Raw genomic sequence first — 15,770 nt, 5'->3', positions numbered from 1 at the left:
CTACAGCGGTACGCGCAGTGCTCCGTCGATGAGTTCGGCGGCTTCGGCCGTGCCCGCACAGCCGCTGCGCACCAGATGTTCGCGTACCGCCCGGAGTCTGTCGCGCAGGCGCTGTGACTCCATCCCCCGGGCCTGCTCCGCCATGAGCACGGCGGTGACCGACGCCTTGTCGGCGTTGCCCTGGCGCAGTTCGATCGTGCTGAGCATGGCGAGCCGGTGCACCCGGCCGCGGTCGTGGGCGGGGGTGTCGACGGCGGCCGCGGCGTGCTCCGCGGCGGCCGTGAGGTCACCGAGGCTGAGCAGGGCCTCCGCCACCTGCACGTTGACCAGACCCGGCTGGACATAGCCGGTCTCGTCGGGTTCGTGGCCGCGCAGGATGCGCTCGGCGGCCGTCTCGGCACTGCGGATGCACGACAGGGCGCTCCTACCGTCGCCGAGGTGGGCGTAGGCCTTCGCCTGCATCGCGTACAGGTCGGAGGCGAGGGCGGGCGTGATGTCCCGGCCCGTGGCGCGCAGCGCGGCCTCCGCGAAGGCGACGGCCTGCCGGTGCTCGCGCATGAACAGCGACTGGTTGACGAGCAGCGCGATGACGTAGGCCCCGAGCCCCCGGTCCCCGCTGGCCTTGGCGAGCCGCAGCGCCTGGTGGAAGTAGCGCTGGGCGAGACCGTGCGCGTCGGAGTCGTAGGCGCAGATGCCGGCGATCGCCACCAACCCGCCCGTGGCCCGGTGCAGTTGGCGGCCCGTCGCGTCGGTGTAGCCGCCGCGCAGCAGCGGGGCGGCCTCGGTGGTGAGGAAACCCACGATGCGGCTGCGGGTCGCCACCCCGCCGGCCTTGCGGTACATCTGCTCGTAGTGGGTGCGGGCGGCGCGCAGCATCTCGATGTCGGCCGGGGTGACCCGGTGCGGGCCGCCGCGGGAGACGTCGACGTCCTCGGGCGGGTTCTCCCACTCCCAGACCGGCATCACGGCGGGCGTACCGGTGACCGCGGGCGCCCCGAGCAGGTGGGGTCGCTGCTGTTCGTCGGAGCGCCACAGGGCGGTGGCCCGCTCGACGAATCCGGAGAGGGACGTTCCGTGCGGCGCCGAGGGCTCGCCCGGGACGCCGAGGCCGATGTCGTCGAGGGTGACCGGCCGGCGCAGCCGGGCGGCGAGCACCTCGCAGATCAGGTCGGGCACCTGGCCGCGCGGTCGCTGGCCCTTCAGCCACCGGGCGACGGCCGTGTGCTCGTACCGCAGGGCGAGTCCCCGGGCGCGTCCCGCCTGGTTGACGTGGGCGGCGAGGCCGGCATGGGAGATCCCCGCCTCGTCCAGGATGGCGTCGAGCAGTGTGTTGAGCTGCATGGGTGCCCCCCGATGGCTCCGTGCGGTCAGCGTAGTGGGAGCGCCTTCACACGGGGTGTGAACCGAGTGCACGTATCCGCACCGTGTGCGCGCTGTCGCGGAGCGTCGCCGGACGGTTGACTGAATCGCCTCGAAAGAGGCCGGCCGGGCCGTCGGCTCCCCCTCGTTACAACGACGGCCCGGCGGGACGCTCGGCGGGTTCGGCCACCGCGCTACAGATGGCTCGTCGGCTGCGGGCGCGTGGTGCCCGGTCGCGCCGGATCCTGCGCCCCCGGGGCACGCGGGTGCGCCCGCGCGTTCGCCAGGACCAGCAGCGCGATGTCGTCGGTCGGCCGGCCCGCGGTGTGGTGGTGGAGGGCGCCGAGGACCGTGCGCAGGATCTGCTGGGGCGAGACCGGGTGGTCGTGGAGGGCCTTCTCCAGCGCGGAGGTGAGGGAGAAGAACCGGCCGCGGGCGTCGCGCGCGTCCTCGGCCCCGTCCGTGAAGAGGACCAGCGAGTCGCCGGGGAGCAGCGGGTCGCAGGCGGTGACCGGCAGCTCCGTCGGCAGGGGGAACGGCCCCAGCGGCGGCATCGGCTCGGCGCGGGCCAGCGGTTCGACCGCGCAGCCCCGCAGCCGGTAGGGCCAGGGGTGGCCGCAGTTGAGGGCGCTCGTCTGGCCGTCGCGGCCGATCTCCAGCAGCAGGAGGGTGACGAACTCCTCGGCGACCGGGGTGTCGGGGGCACGGCCGCTCGCGGGGTGTTCCTCGCGGTGCCGCTCGCGCAGGTGCCGGGCCAGGGCCCGGTCCAGTCGGCGCAGCAGACGGTCCAGGTCGGGTTCGTCGTGCGCGGCCTCGCGGAAGCTGCCGAGGAGCGCGGCGACGGTGCCGAGGGCCGGCAGTCCGTGCCCGCGGACGTCGCCCATCACGACGCGTACGCCGTGCTCGGTGGCGATGACCTCGTACAGGTCGCCGCCGACGGTGGCGCCGCGGTCCGCGGAGAGCTGGGTGGCGGCCACGTCGAGGCCGTCGACGCGCGCCGGCGGTGGCCGCAGCAGCACGCTCTGGGCGGCCCGCGCGATCCTGCGGGCCTGCTTCAGCTCGCGCAGCAGTCTCTGCCGGACGTACAGGATCAGCCCGGTGCCGACGGCGAAGAAGACGGCGCTGGTCACGATCCGGGCGCCCCACCCGTCCTGCTGGGCGAGGGGACAGGCCAGCTTGTAGGTGATCGCCGTGGCGCCCCAGGCCGTGGGCAGCCCCAGCGAGAGAGCCCGGCGCAGCGGCCGCCTGATGCCGAACATGGTCGATGGCCCCCCGTCTAGGCCCGGACGCAGACGAACCGGCCCCGAAAGGCCGGTCCGATTCTGTCGATGTCCTGCCCGGGAGGGCCAGGCCACAGGGAGATCTCATCCGAACGAGTGAGGTGACCTCCGCAGCGACCGCGGGGGGCGGGGGCCCGTGCGACCAGCCACGATGCCGCCGCACCCGGCCGACTGCCCGGTCCCCCGCGGCGACCGGCCGCGGGGTCGACCGGGCGCGGCGGCGACTAGCCGCGGAGCACCGCTCCGGTCCGCTCGCCCGCGAGGGCCACCGCCGCGTCCCGGGCCGCCGACGCCTCGTCGACCGTCAGCGTCCGGTCCGCGGCGCGGAAGCGCAGCGCGTACGCCAGCGACTTCCGCCCGTCACCGAGCTGCTCGGCGTTCTCGTACACGTCGAACAGCCGGATGCCCTCCAGCAGCTCGCCGGCGCCCTCGCGCAGCGCGGCCTCGACCTCGGTGTGCGGGACGAACGTGTCCACGACGAGGGCTACGTCCTGCGTGGCGACGGGGAACGTGGAGATGCCCGGCGCCTGCGGGGTGTCGTCGCCGACCGTCTCCACGAGGTCCAGGTTCAGCTCCATGGCGCAGGTGCGCGCGGGCAGGCCGAGGGCCTTCACCACGCGCGGGTGGAGTTCACCCGCGTGACCCACGACGCGCTCGGCGCCGTCGGCGACGACCGCCAGCTCGGCGCAGCGACCGGGGTGCCACGGCCCGTACTGGCCACGGCGCACGATCAGCTCGGCGCCGGCCTCCCGCGCGACCGCGCGCGCCGCCTCGACGGCGTCGGCCCAGTCGGCCGGGCGGCCCTTGCCCCACCAGCCGGCCTGCTCCCGGGCGCCCGCGAGGACGACGGCGACGTGGCGCGGCTGCTCGGGGAGCGCGGCGTCCAGGGACGCGATCTCCTCGGCGGTCGGGCGGCGGTCGGCCGGCAGATGACCGGCGGCCCGCCTCTCCTCCCGCGGGAGGAAGACCAGCCCGGTCTCGAACAGGGCGAGGTCGTGGCCGCCCCGCCCGTCGTTGCGCCGCAGGGCGGCGAGCAGGCCCGGCAGCAGCGACGTGCGCAGCGCGGGCTCCTCGTCGTTGAGCGGGTTGGTCAGCCGGACGACGCGGCGGGCCGGGTCGTCGGCCTCCAGCAGCAGCTGGTCGAAGACCTGCTCGCCGACGAAGGGGTAGTTCGGTGCCTCGACGTACCCGGCGCCGGCCAGCGCCCGTCCGACGCGGCGGTGCAGCCGCTGGCGGGCGGTCAGCCCCCGGCCCGAGGGGGGCTTGGGCAGCGTGGAGGGCAGGTTCTCGTAGCCCTCGAGGCGGATGACCTCCTCCGCGAGGTCGTTGGCCTCGGCGAGGTCGGGCCGCCAGGACGGCACGGTGACGATCAGCTCGTCCTGCCCGTACACGTCGCAGCCGATCTCCTGGAGCCGGCGGACGACGGTCTCGCGGCCGTAGGTGACGCCGGCGACCTTGTCCGGGTGGTCCGCCGCGACGGTGACGGTGTGCGGCGCGGACGGCGCGATGACCTCGGTGACGCCCGCCTCGGCGGTGCCGCCCGCGAGCAGCACGAGCAGGTCGACCGTGCGCTGCGCGGCGGCCGCGGCGGCCTGCGGGTCGACGCCGCGCTCGAAGCGGCGGGAGGCCTCGGAGGACAGCTTGTGCCGGCGGGCCGTGCGGGCGATGGAGACGGCGTCGAAGTGCGCCGCCTCGATCACCACGTCGCCGGTGGCGTTCTCGAGGTCGTCGTGGTCGGCGATCTCCGTGTCGGCGCCGCCCATCACCCCGGCGAGGCCGATCGGGCCGCGCTCGTCGGTGATGACGAGGTCCTCCGCGTGCAGCGTGCGCTCCACCCCGTCCAGGGTGACGAGCTTCTCGCCCTCGGCGGCCCGGCGCACGCCGACGGTGCCCTGGACCAGCGTGCGGTCGTAGGCGTGCAGCGGCTGGCCGAGTTCCATCATCACGTAGTTCGTGACGTCGACGGCGAGCGAGATCGGACGCATGCCGACCTTCTGCAGCCGGCGCTTCATCCAGATCGGGGAGCGCGCCTCGGGGCTCAGACCGGTGACGGTGCGCGCGGTGAAGCGGTCGCAGCCGACCGGGTCGGAGACCTGGACCGGGTAGCCGAAGGCGTTCGGGCCGGGCACGTCGAGCAGCGCCGGGTCGCGCAGCGGCAGGCCGTAGGCGATGGCGGTCTCGCGGGCGACGCCGCGGATGGACAGGCAGTCGCCGCGGTTGGCGGTGACGGCGATGTCCAGGACCTCGTCGACCAGTTCCAGCAGCTCGATCGCGTCCTTGCCGACCTCGGTCTCCGGCGGCAGCACGATGATGCCCTTGGTGCCGTCGTCGCCCATGCCCAGCTCGTCGCTGGAGCAGATCATGCCGTGGGACGTCCTGCCGTACGTCTTGCGCGCGGAGATCGAGAAGCCGCCGGGCAGCGTGGCGCCCGGGAGGACCACGACGACCTTGTCGCCGACGGCGAAGTTGCGGGCGCCGCACACGATCTCCTGCGGCTCGCCGGTGCCGTTGGCCTGCCCGACGTCGACCGTGCAGAAGCGGATCGGCTTCTTGAAGCCCTCCAGCTCCTCGATGGTCAGCACCTGGCCGACGACGAGGGGGCCCTTGAGGTCGTGGCCGAGCTGCTCGACCGTCTCGACCTCGAGGCCGGCCGAGATGAGCTTGGCCTGGACGTCACGGCCGGTCTCGGTGGCCGGCAGGTCGACGTACTCCCGCAGCCAGGAAAGCGGGACCCGCATCAGATCTCCATCCCGAACGGCCGGGTGAACCGGACGTCACCCTCGACCATGTCTCGCATGTCTTCGACGTTGTGGCGGAACATCAGCATCCGCTCGATGCCGAACCCGAAGGCGAAGCCGCTGTACTTCTCCGGGTCGACGCCGCAGGCGGTGAGCACCTTGGGGTTGACCATGCCGCAGCCGCCGAGCTCGATCCAGCCCTCGCTGGAGCAGGTGCGGCAGGGCCGGTCCGGATTGCCGACGGACTCGCCGCGGCAGACGTAGCACACCATGTCCATCTCGGCGGACGGCTCGGTGAACGGGAAGAAGTTCGGCCGCAGCCGGGTCTTCATGCCCTCGCCGAACAGCGACTGGACCATGTGGTCGAGGGTGCCCTTGAGGTCGGCCATGGTCAGGCCCTCGTCCACGGCGAGCAGCTCGACCTGGTGGAAGACCGGGGTGTGTGTGGCGTCCAGCTCGTCGGTGCGGTACACCCGGCCGGGACAGATCACGTAGACCGGCAGCTCACGGTCGAGCAGCGAGCGGATCTGCACGGGCGAGGTGTGGGTGCGCAGTACGACGCCGGACTCGGTGCCGCCGTCGGGGCCCTCGATGAAGAAGGTGTCGGCCTCACCGCGGGCCGGGTGGTCCGGGCCGATGTTGAGGGCGTCGAAGTTGAACCACTCGGCCTCGACCTGCGGACCCTCGGCGACCTCGTAGCCCATGGCGACGAAGACGTCCTCGATCCGCTCGGACAGGGTGGTCAGCGGGTGGCGGGCGCCGGCCGGCACGCGGTCGTAGGGCAGCGTGACGTCCACCGCCTCCTCGACCAGGACGCGCGCGTCGCGCTCGGCCTCCAGCTCGGCCTGGCGGGCCGCGAGGCCCTTGTTCACCGCGCCACGGGCCTGGCCGACCAGCTTCCCGGCGGCGGCCTTGGCGTGCGGGGGCAGGGCGCCGATCTCGCGGTTGGCCAGGGCCAGCGGGGAGGTGCCGCCCGTGTGGGCGACCTTGGCCTCCTGGAGCGCGTCGAGGGAGTCCGCGGCGGCGAAGGCGGCGAGCGCCTCGTCCCGCATGCGCTCGATCTCTTCCGGTTTCAACGCCTCGACCTCGACAGGGTCGTACGACTTATTGGGTGCCGACATCTCTTCCCGTGCTTCCGATTGGCTGGCTGACGTCCCCGTCACCGACTCGTGGACAGATCGTCACGGTTTTTGGGACACAAAGGTGCCAAAGGCCGAGTCTAACGGGGTGGAGGAATGCGCATGCGCCCGCGGGCTGCTCGGGCGGATCTCAGGCGAGATACGCCGGGGCCCCCACGGGCAGGGTAAATCGGAACTCGGCACCGCCTCCGGGGGCGCGGCCGACCGTGACGGTGCCGCCGTGGGCCTCGACGATGCCCTTGACGATGTACAGCCCGAGGCCCGTGCCGCCGCGCTTGCTGCCCCGCCAGAAGCGGGTGAAGACGCGGTTCATGGACTCCTCCGGGATGCCGGTGCCCTCGTCGCTCACCACGACCGACGTGCCGACGTCCTCTCCCTCACGCGGGGACGGGGCGGGCGTGATGTCGATGGTGACGGTTCCCTCGCCGTGCCGCACCGCATTTTCGATGAGGTTGCTGAGCACCTGGTCGACCTTGTCGGGGTCGGCCCACAGCGCGGGCAGCGGCTGCTCGATGCGCAGCAGGAACCGGTCGGCGGGCTGTCCGGCGGCGACGTAGGCCTGGATGTGCCGGCCGACGGCGGCTCCTATGTCGACGGGCTGCCGGCGCACCTCGAGGCGTCCGCTGTCGATCCGCGAGATGTCCAGCAGCTCGGCGATGAGCCGGGTGACCCGGTCGGCGTCGGCGTCGACGGTCTCCAGCATCAGCCGTTTCTGGTCGTCGGTGAACCGTGACCACTTGGCGAGCAGGGTGGCGGTGAAGCCCTTGACGGAGGTGAGGGGCGAGCGCAGTTCGTGGGCCACCGTGGCGATCAGCTCGGCGTGGGAGCGTTCGGTGCGGCGGCGGGCCTCGGTGTCGCGCAGGGAGACGACGACGCGGCGCACGGGCCCGGTGGGTTCGCTGCGGACGTACCGCGCGGACACGAGGACCTCGCGCCCTCCCGGCAGCAGCAGGTTCCGCTCGGGTTGGCGCACCCGGATGGCGAGCCCGCCGTAGGGGTCGGTCAGCTGCCACCAGCGCCGGCCCTCCAGGTCCTCCAACGGCAGGGCCGTGTCGAGCCGTTGCCCGAGGGAGTCGGCCGCGGCGAGCGCCGTGATGCGCTCGGCGGCGGCGTTGAAGCAGACGACGTGTCCGTGCTCGTCGGCGACGACGAGTCCGTCGGGCAGGTCGTCGGGGTCGATGCCGAGTTCGGCGGGGTCACCGGCCGGCCGGGCCGCGGGCGGGCGCCTCGTCGTACCGGCTCCCCGTGCGCTGCTCGTACCGACACCCATCCCCGTACCCCACCTCCCAGACGAGGACCCCCGAGCTGGTCACCCTACTAGCTGTCGGTGACGGAGCGGCACCCTCCGGAGGCGCGCTGTGCACGGGCCGACGCATAGAGACATACGGCCGCGGCGGTGGCGAGGTTCAGGCTCTCGGCCTTCCCGTGGAGGGGAACGCGGACGACGGCGTCGGCGAGGGCCCGGGTCTCCTCCGGCAGCCCCCAGGCCTCGTTGCCGAACACCCACGCCGTGGGCCCGCCCATGGTGCCCCGGTCGAGCTCCTCGTCGAGGTCGTGCGCGCCCGCCCCGTCCGCGGCGAGGACCCGCACCCCGGCCGCCCTCAGGCCTTCCACGGCCCGCTCCACGGGGACACCGACGGCGACGGGCAGGTGGAAGAGGGAGCCGACGGAGGCACGGACGGCCTTGGGGTTGTACAGGTCGACGGAGGCGTCGGTGAGGACGACGGCCTCGGCACCGGCGGCGTCCGCGCACCGCAGGACCGTGCCGGCGTTACCGGGGTCGCGGACGTGCGCCAGGACGGCGACGAGCTTCGGGCGGGCGGCGAGGACGTCCTCGAAGGGCGTGTCGAGGAACCGGCAGACCCCGACGAGTCCCTGCGGGGTGACGGTGGTGGAGATGTCCTCGATGACCTGCTCGTCGGCGAGGTGGACCCGGGCGCCGGCGTGCCGGGCCCCGGCCAGGATGTCGTCGTACCGCCCGGCGGCCTCGACGGTGGCGAACAGCTCCACGAGCGTGTCCCGGTGCCCGGTGGCCTCCCGCACGGCCTGCGGCCCCTCCGCGAGGAACAGCCGCTCCTTCCCCCGGAAGTTCCGCTTCGCGAGCCGCCGGGCGGCCAGGACGCGGGGGGAGCGGGGGGAGATGAGGTCGCCGGTGGCGGGGGGCATGGGGGTCCTCGGTGAGCTCGGTGGGGGCGACTGCGCTCAGCGCCGTCGCCGTGACAGAGCGGACCCGCAGGTTGTCACCTGCGGGTCCGTTCGATGACGTCGGCGTGGAGCCGACGCGGTGTCACGCGGCCTTGGGCGCGTTCACGTCGCTCGGCAGCGCCTTCTGCGCGACCTCGACGAGCGCGGCGAAGGCGTTCGCGTCGTTGACGGCCAGCTCGGCCAGGATCTTGCGGTCGACCTCGACGTTCGCGGCCTTCAGACCCTGGATGAAGCGGTTGTACGTCATGCCGTTGGCGCGGGCAGCGGCGTTGATGCGCTGGATCCACAGCTGACGGAAGTCGCCCTTGCGCTTCTTGCGGTCGTTGTAGTTGTAGACCAGCGAGTGGGTGACCTGCTCCTTGGCCTTGCGGTACAGGCGCGAACGCTGACCGCGGTAGCCGGAGGCCTGCTCGAGGATCGCCCGGCGCTTCTTGTGGGCGTTGACTGCCCGCTTGACGCGTGCCACTTGTTAACTCCTTGTAGCGGGGTCGTGGGGGTGCTCACACGACCCGGAAACGATTGGGTCCCGGTCGGAGGTCGGGCGCGAGGCTTCGCGCCCGACCTCACTTGCCGAGAAGCTTCTTGATCTTCTTGGCGTCGCCCGGGGCCATCTCGGCGTTGCCGGTCAGGCGACGCGTCAGACGGGACGACTTGTGCTCGAGCAGGTGGCGCTTGCCGGCGCGCTCACGGAGCACCTTGCCGGTGCCGGTGACCTTGAAGCGCTTGCTGGCACCGCTGTGCGACTTGTTCTTCGGCATAGCGCCGTTCTCTCCTCGTCGGGTGGCGCTCCGGTGCCCGGTCGCGAAAACCGGGCACGGGTGGAGCGTCGCTTGTTTCGGTTACGTCCTGGGACTCGCGTCCCGGGGGTCACGCCTCGGCGGAAGCCTCGGCAGGGGCCTCGTCGGAAGCCTCGAGCGGAGCCTCGGCGTTCACGGCGTCCGCGTCCGCGGCGTTCTGCGAACGGCCCGGGTTGGCCTTCGCTTCGGCCTTGCGGGCCTCCTGCGCCTGACGGGCCTCGGCCATCGCCTCGGTCTTCTTCTTGTGCGGACCGAGAACCATGATCATGTTTCGGCCGTCCTGCTTCGGGTTCGACTCGACGAACCCGAGGTCCTGGACGTCCTCCGCGAGACGCTGCAGCAGTCGGTAGCCCAGTTCGGGACGGGACTGCTCACGACCGCGGAACATGATCGTGATCTTGACCTTGTCGCCCTGCTTGAGGAACCGGACGACGTGACCCTTCTTGGTGTCGTAGTCGTGCGGGTCGATCTTCGGCCGGAGTTTCATCTCCTTGATGACCGTGTGCGCCTGGTTCTTGCGCGCCTCACGGGCCTTCATGGCCGACTCGTACTTGAACTTCCCGTAGTCCATGAGCTTGCAGACCGGCGGGCGGGCGTTCGCCGCGACCTCGACCAGGTCCAGGTCGTACTCCTGGGCAAGCTCCAGTGCCTTCGCGAGCGGCACGATGCCGACCTGCTCGCCACTGGGACCGACAAGTCGCACCTCGGGAACGCGAATCCGGTCGTTGATGCGGGGCTCGGCGCTGATGGATCCTCCTCGGTAGCACCACGCGGCGGTCTGGCGGACGGCCGCGTAACGTCTGTGTTCGATAGAGCTGGTAACCACGCCGAAGCACAAAAAATGCCCCGAACGACACAGGCGGGGCTCCAAGCACTACCGGAGCACCGTCGCGAGGATCGCGGGGCGCACTACCGGGCGACTCCATCGTCCGTACGGAACGATGGTGGTCGCCTGACCGGGGTGACCCGCCGGCCCGGAGGTCGGTCGGGTGGGAGTTCGGAGCCTCCACTTGTGGGCCGGACACAGTCATGTCCAGCCGGTCGTGACACAAGGCTAGCAGCTCAGGGACGCGTGCGCTAATCCGGTGTCTCCCGCCTCCTGCTGTCAAGAGGGCGCGCACCGGGATCTATGGTGTCCTGCATGAGTGAGACCTCCCCCGCGGACAGCCCCGAGCCCACCGGCGCCGCCGACTTCGACGAGATGACCCGCGACATCGCCGAGGTCCCGGCGGTCGAGGTGATCGTGACGGTCGCCGTCAACCTGATGAGCGCCGCCGCCGTGAAGCTCGGTCTGACCGAGGAGGGCGACGCGTACAAGGACCTGGACGAGGCGCGCAAGCTGGTGACCGCGCTGGCCGGTCTGCTGGACGCGAGCGCGACCGAGATCAGTTCCTTCCACGCGGCCCCGCTGCGCGACGGCCTGAAGTCCCTCCAGCTTGCCTTCCGCGAGGCCTCGATCGTCCCGGACGAGCCGGGCCAGGGCCCGGGCGAGAAGTACACCGGCCCGGTCTACGGCTGACCCGGGCTCCTCACCTCACGTACAGGGGTTCGCCCGGGGGCGTCGTCCCGGCCGGCAGGAGTGCCAGGTCGAGACCGCGGACCAGGCGGGCCCTCAGTGTCGTGTCGGCGGCGAGCCGCTCGGCCACGGCCCGCGCCGTCGCGGCGGGGTCGGCGGCCGGGTCCACGACCAGGGCGAGGGTGCCGTCGGCCCGGCCGGGCCCGAGGTGGGCGCGCAGGACGGCGGGTTCGGCCGCCACCACGCCCCGTACCGCCCCGACGACGGCCGGGTCGGTGAGCGGGTCGGTCGTGGTACGGCCCTCGGCGAGCGCGAGCAGGGCCGGGCCCGTGAGTTCGAAGGGGACCGGTCCGGCCAGGTCGAGGACGACCGTGTCGGCCTTCTCGTGGGCGGCCGCCCGAAGGGCCTGGTGCAGGGGGACGGCGACGGGGCGGGCGGCGGGGTCCCAGCGGGCGAGCGACTCGGTGGAGGTGAAGGCGGGCAGGGCCGTGCGGTCCCCCGCCTTGAGGGTGGGGACGGCCATGTCGCTGGTCTTCTCGCGGCGCAGTCCGTTCTCGTCCACCTCGACCTCCCCGAGCACGGCCACGACCGGGACCAGCAGGCGGGCGCCCCCGAGTGCCTCCAGGACGGGTCCCACGGCGGTGCGGTCCTCGGCCCAGGCGGCGAGCGCGGCGCTCAGCCGGGGGTCGGCGGAGCCGTCGTCGTCGGAGAAGCCGGGGTCGGGAATGTTCTTGTTCGCCACGGTCACCGACCCTATCGGGGCAATGCTGCTGCGGTTGTGCGGGGCCGGAAACACGGCGGTGACCGCTTTCACGGGTTTTTCGGTGTCTGCTGACAGACCTGTTACGTCCGGCACACGGCACGCTCGGTCGCCGCCCCGATCATCGCGGGCATGGAGCTCTCCCGAGCACGACGCGGCCGCCGCGCCCGTCCGTCCCGGCGCCGTCCGCGCGTCTCCTGCGCGCTCGTCCTCGTCGCCGTCCTCGGCGCCGTCGCGGCCGGGACGGTGTGGCCGAGGACCCGGGCCCCGTCGGACGTCGATGCCCTACCGTCGGTGTCGTCGAGCGGGGAGGCGTGGGTGGACCCGGTGGTGGAGACGGAGCCCGTGGTGGACCGGGACGCGCTGCTGGCCGAGGCGATGACGGCGGTGACGGTGCCGGCCGGCGCGCGGGTCTCCGCGGCCGTGCTGGACGTCGCCTCCGGGGAGAGCGCCGGGTACGGCTCGGGCGTCTTCGACACGGCGAGCATCGTCAAGGTGGACATCCTCGCGGCGCTGCTGCTGCGGGCGCAGGACGAGGGGCGGCACCTGAGCGCGCGCGAGAGGGAGTACGCCACCGTGATGATCGGCCGCAGCGACAACGACGCGGCGACGGCGCTGTGGAACGGCATCGGCGGGGCCGCCGGGCTGGACGCGGCGAACGAGCGGTTCGGACTGTCGGACACCGAGGGTGGCGAGGGTGCCCTGTGGGGGCTGACGCAGACCACGGCCGCCGACCAACTGACCCTGCTGCGGCAGGTGTTCGGGGAGGAGTCCGAACTGAGCGAGGCCTCGCGGACGTACGTCCAGGCACTCATGGGGGAGATAGCCGTCGGCCAGGGCTGGGGGGTGTCGGCCGCCGCCGACGGTGCGGCGTGGGCGCTGAAGAACGGGTGGCTGCCGCGCAGCACGACCGGGTTGTGGGTCGTCAACAGCATCGGCCGGGTGACCGCCGGCGGGCGTGACCGGCTGGTGGCCGTGGTGTCGGACGGCAACGCGACGCGGGCGGAGGGCATCGCGCTCGTCGAGGCGGCGGCGAAGGCGGCCGTGTCGGCAGTCACGGCTTCCTGAGGGCGGGGCCGGCGGGAGCCCCTTCGGGAGCGGGCCCTACGGGATGTCGTAGGGCTCCTGCTCGCGGCGACGGCCGTGCCAGACGACGACCGCGGCCACCAGCAGCACTCCCCCGGCCCCTCCGGCGAGCGGACCGGCCCAGCTCGACGCGTCGTCGTCGGGGCTCGGCTCGTCGGGCCCGGGGCCGAAGTACCGCTCGCCGTAGGCGGCCGACCGCAGGCCCGCGGGCTTCATTGCGGCGGCGGCCTCGATCGCGGCGGCCGGGTCGATGAAGCCGAATCCGCGGGAGTCGTCGCGTCCGCCGGCGGGGGCGTTGCGGGCGGTGTCCTCCAGGAGCTGTTTGATCTGCGCCGGGGTCAGGCCGGGGTGGGCGGCCTTGACGAGGGCGACGGCGCCGGAGACGAACGCGGCGGCGGCCGAGGTGCCCCAGCCCTCGTAGTACTTGTGGTCGGGGTCGGCGATGACGACGTCCACGCCGGGCGCGCTGACCGTGGCGTACCAGCGGCGGGTGGAGAAGGAGGCGCGGGTGCCGTAGCGGTCGACGGCGGTCACGGCGATGACGCCCGGATAGGCGGCCGGGTAGGAGATGTGGTCGCCCTTCTCACCGCCGTTGCCGGCCGAGGCGACGACGACGGCGCCCTTCTGCAGCGCGTACTGGACGGCCTCGTCCTCGGCGGGTTCGGGGTGGGCGGAGGCGGAGTCGTCGCCGAGGGAGAGGTTGATGACGTCGGCGCCCTGGTCGGCGGCCCAGCGGATGCCCTCGGCGAGGGCGTTGCCGCGGATGTTGCGGGCCTTGGTGCGCTGGGGGTCGCCGTCCTCGAGGATGACGCGGACGGGGAGGATCTTCGCCTCGGGGGCGATGCCGAGGACGCCGTCGCCGTTGGCGTAGCCGTGTCCGTGGCCGGCGATGATGCCCGCCATCGCGGTGCCGTGGCGGGCCCAGGCGCGGTCGCCGGGCCGGGCTCCGAAGCCGACCATGTCCTTGCCGGGCAGGACGTTGCCTGCGAGGTCCGGGTGGTCGGCCTCCACGCCGGTGTCGAGGACGGCGACGGTCGTGCCGGCACCCTTGGTGGTCTGCCAGACCTTCTCGGTGTGCAGGGCCTCCAGGGCCCACTGCTTGGCGCGGATGCCGTCCGCGTACGCCGGGGCCGCGGGCAGCAGGGCCACGGCGCCGGCGAGCAGACAGCACATCAGGGCCCCGCGGGCGGTCGTACGGCGCCCGGTCGTACGGCGGCTCATGAAGGCTGCTCCGAGGGCGAGGCGGCGGTCCTGCGCAGGCTGCGCTCGATGCGGTCGGCGAGGCCCTTCGCCTCGTTGCCCAGGCCCGCCTGGGCGGGGGCCGTGGAGGCGCCGGACGCGGTCGCCTCGGCGGCCGGCTGCGGAGCGGTGACGACACGGCCGTCGGCCCAGCCGGAGACCGCGTAGACGACGACCGGCGCGTCGGTGAGGACGGAGATCGTCCACGAGGCGCGCTGGCGGTCGCCGAAGGCGTCGGCGACGGTGTCCGGCGCGGTGTACGGGCGGGGCACCAGGTCGGTCCGGCGGGTCAGGCCCTCTCGGTCGAACCGGGCGTCGAGCGCGCGCATGCCGGCCGCGTCGGCCTTCGTGAACAGCAGGCCGACGGTGGTGACGTAGCTCTGGGTGGCGTCGGTGTAGGTCGCGCGCAGCAGGCGCTCGCAGCCGACCGGGGCGAGGGCCTGGAGCAGCAGCGGGTCGAAGGCGTCTGCGCAGCCGGCGTCCGGGGCGACGGCGATCCGCGTCCAGGTCCGGTCGGCTCCGCCGGGACCGGCGCCCTGTCCGGCCACGGTGGGCGGGAACAACTGGTCCACGGGCACGTTGTGCCACAGCCCGCCGGCCAGGGCGTACGCGGCCGCCTCGCCGCTCTCGGCGGAGTCGCCGACGAGCCAGCTCCCGGTGACGGCGCCGCCGATGAGGCCCAGGCCGAGCACGACGCAGGCGGCCGCCGTGACGAGCCGTCCCCGTCGCGCCCGGTCGCCGAAGCCCTCGGGCTCCGCGAACGTCACGACGGGCCGTGCGGCCCCGCTCGCGCCGCCGGACGCCGGGGGCGCGCTCCAGGACAGCGTGGGGTCGGGGGCGCGGACGTCCGCGCGCGGCCGGGGCGGGACGCCCGCGGGCGACGCCGGGACGGGCGGGGCGTCCCGGCCGCCGGGGGCGGAGGGGACGTCGAGGTCCGGGCGGCGCGCGGCGGCGGCGGCGCGGGCCGGGGGGACGTCGAAGCGGGGGTGGCGGACGGAGGTGGTGGGCGTCCAGGCCGGGCCGGAATCCTCGTCGGGGTCCGGGGACGCCGGTGCCCCGGTGCGGCGGCCGGGCACCGCACCGGACAGCCCTTCCCGGTGCGGTGCGACCGGCGGCGAGGCCCAGGCGCGTGGCAGCGGGCTCCAGGCGGCTTCCGAGGCGGGCGGCCGGTCGGTGTCGGAGGCGGCGGAACGTATGCCGGCCGGCCCCGCGGGCTCCGCCGGCCTCGGGAGACGCCAGGGGCGCGGAGGCCGCGCGGGGCGCGGGGGCCGCGGGCTCTCCGCGGTGGGCGGACCCTCGGCGCGGGCCGTGTCCCGGTCGGGCGGGTTGTCCGGGAAGCGGGCCGAGGCCGGGGGCGGGGGCGGATTCATGGGGTCCGTGTGCTGGGGGGAGGACGGGGTGCGCTGCGGCGCGTGCCCGTCCGTGGTCGCGGCGGGGGGTGGCGTTGCGTGGTCCTGGGGTGGCGCCGGCGGTCCGGGCGGGCGGGGCGGGGCGGCGGGGCGCGGGGGCACGGTCGGGCGCGGGGGAACCGCGGCGCGGCGTGCTTCCGTGCTCATGCACCCCCCGTTTCTCGTGCCCGGGCCGTCGTTCTCCCGCTCGGGCGCCTCGTTGCTCGTCCTCGGGCGACCCGACGCGGACGTTCGGGTCCGCT

Annotated in this window: 14 protein-coding genes; 2 read left to right on the top strand and 12 right to left on the bottom strand. The window is 73.8% G+C overall.

Annotated elements, in window-relative coordinates:
- From ACZ4YY_RS24770 to infC, 9 genes are all read right to left on the bottom strand, one after another.
- Positions 1-1,341, bottom strand: a complete 1,341-nt coding sequence (locus ACZ4YY_RS24770; RefSeq protein ID WP_468294109.1) for a transcriptional regulator — start codon at positions 1,339-1,341, stop codon at positions 1-3.
- 212 nt (positions 1,342-1,553) lie between these two features.
- Complete coding sequence (locus ACZ4YY_RS24765) at positions 1,554-2,618, bottom strand: PP2C family protein-serine/threonine phosphatase (RefSeq protein WP_468294106.1); 1,065 nt, start codon at positions 2,616-2,618, stop codon at positions 1,554-1,556.
- Between the two features lie 245 nt (positions 2,619-2,863).
- Complete coding sequence (gene pheT / locus ACZ4YY_RS24760) at positions 2,864-5,377, bottom strand: phenylalanine--tRNA ligase subunit beta (protein ID WP_468294103.1); 2,514 nt, start codon at positions 5,375-5,377, stop codon at positions 2,864-2,866.
- Positions 5,377-6,498: a phenylalanine--tRNA ligase subunit alpha gene (gene pheS, locus ACZ4YY_RS24755; RefSeq protein ID WP_468294100.1), complete on the bottom strand. Its 1,122-nt coding sequence runs from the start codon at positions 6,496-6,498 to the stop codon at positions 5,377-5,379. The genes pheT and pheS overlap by 1 nt, the downstream gene beginning before the upstream one ends.
- Positions 6,499-6,646: 148 nt before the next feature.
- On the bottom strand, positions 6,647-7,786 hold the full coding sequence (locus tag ACZ4YY_RS24750; protein WP_468294097.1) for a sensor histidine kinase: 1,140 nt from the start codon (positions 7,784-7,786) through the stop codon (positions 6,647-6,649).
- 47 nt (positions 7,787-7,833) lie between these two features.
- On the bottom strand, positions 7,834-8,682 hold the full coding sequence (locus ACZ4YY_RS24745; RefSeq protein ID WP_468294094.1) for a TrmH family RNA methyltransferase: 849 nt from the start codon (positions 8,680-8,682) through the stop codon (positions 7,834-7,836).
- 121 nt (positions 8,683-8,803) lie between these two features.
- On the bottom strand, positions 8,804-9,187 hold the full coding sequence (rplT, locus tag ACZ4YY_RS24740; RefSeq protein ID WP_030381833.1) for a 50S ribosomal protein L20: 384 nt from the start codon (positions 9,185-9,187) through the stop codon (positions 8,804-8,806).
- 97 nt (positions 9,188-9,284) lie between these two features.
- Entirely contained in the window at positions 9,285-9,479 is a 195-nt protein-coding gene (gene rpmI / locus ACZ4YY_RS24735; RefSeq protein ID WP_468294091.1) for a 50S ribosomal protein L35, read from the bottom strand.
- A gap of 109 nt (positions 9,480-9,588) precedes the next feature.
- Positions 9,589-10,266, bottom strand: coding sequence for a translation initiation factor IF-3 (gene infC / locus ACZ4YY_RS24730; RefSeq protein WP_468294330.1), 678 nt, complete (start codon positions 10,264-10,266; stop codon positions 9,589-9,591).
- Positions 10,267-10,659: 393 nt separating this feature from the next.
- Here infC and ACZ4YY_RS24725 point away from each other — a divergent pair, with 393 nt between their 5' ends.
- The gene (locus ACZ4YY_RS24725; RefSeq protein ID WP_468294088.1) at positions 10,660-11,037 is read left to right on the top strand and encodes a DUF1844 domain-containing protein; all 378 of its coding nucleotides are present in this window, start codon (positions 10,660-10,662) and stop codon (positions 11,035-11,037) included.
- Positions 11,038-11,047: 10 nt separating this feature from the next.
- Here the strand turns inward: ACZ4YY_RS24725 and ACZ4YY_RS24720 are convergent, their stop codons facing one another.
- A complete protein-coding gene (locus ACZ4YY_RS24720; protein ID WP_468294085.1) occupies positions 11,048-11,776 on the bottom strand; it encodes an SseB family protein in 729 nt (242 codons plus the stop codon).
- 150 nt (positions 11,777-11,926) lie between these two features.
- Here ACZ4YY_RS24720 and ACZ4YY_RS24715 point away from each other — a divergent pair, with 150 nt between their 5' ends.
- The gene (locus ACZ4YY_RS24715) at positions 11,927-12,862 is read left to right on the top strand and encodes a serine hydrolase (RefSeq protein WP_468294083.1); all 936 of its coding nucleotides are present in this window, start codon (positions 11,927-11,929) and stop codon (positions 12,860-12,862) included.
- Between the two features lie 36 nt (positions 12,863-12,898).
- Here ACZ4YY_RS24715 and mycP read toward each other — a convergent pair whose 3' ends face one another.
- Entirely contained in the window at positions 12,899-14,101 is a 1,203-nt protein-coding gene (mycP, locus tag ACZ4YY_RS24710; protein WP_468294080.1) for a type VII secretion-associated serine protease mycosin, read from the bottom strand.
- Positions 14,098-15,195, bottom strand: a complete 1,098-nt coding sequence (locus tag ACZ4YY_RS24705; RefSeq protein ID WP_468294077.1) for a hypothetical protein — start codon at positions 15,193-15,195, stop codon at positions 14,098-14,100. Before ACZ4YY_RS24705 ends, mycP begins: the two co-directional genes overlap by 4 nt.
- Positions 15,196-15,770 lie beyond the last annotated feature (575 nt).

The sequence above is a fragment of the Streptomyces sp. NPDC030143 genome, assembly GCF_055573695.1.
The sequence above is the reverse complement of the archived record's forward strand: the minus strand, read 5'-3'. Positions and strand labels throughout refer to the sequence as shown.